At 45.0% G+C, this 289-nt stretch carries 1 pseudogene; it reads right to left on the bottom strand.

Going from position 1 to position 289, the window contains the following annotated elements:
- Nucleotides 1–161 (bottom strand): annotated as a pseudogene (locus BCT34_RS04120) (transposase domain-containing protein); the annotation flags it as partial.
- Between the last annotated feature and the right edge of the window lie 128 nt (nt 162–289).

Here is a 289-nt window from a genome sequence, read left to right as displayed (position 1 = left end):
ACAGCTTGCTGAGCGGGAAGCCGACGGCGTCTTATGCTCGCTTTATTGGTTTCAAGAAGAGCTTGCTCTATCCACTCAATCTGAATAGCGTCGACGACAGATTCATAATTATCGGCATCTTCAATGGTCTCGTGTGCCATTACTAATTCTTGTTCAAGCATAAAAAAATCCCCATCAACGTTGTTGATGGGGATTATCTGCTAACTGCAAGATCGTTCAAGTCTTCTTAAACGATCGGCATTAGCCACTAGGACTGGTTTTTCTAAATGATGGAGGCGCCTCCCGGAGT

Origin of the sequence: Vibrio sp. 10N.261.45.E2 (assembly GCF_002875705.1) — a bacterium.
GTDB lineage: Bacteria > Pseudomonadota > Gammaproteobacteria > Enterobacterales > Vibrionaceae > Vibrio.
This window is presented reverse-complemented; position numbering and strand designations above follow the sequence as displayed.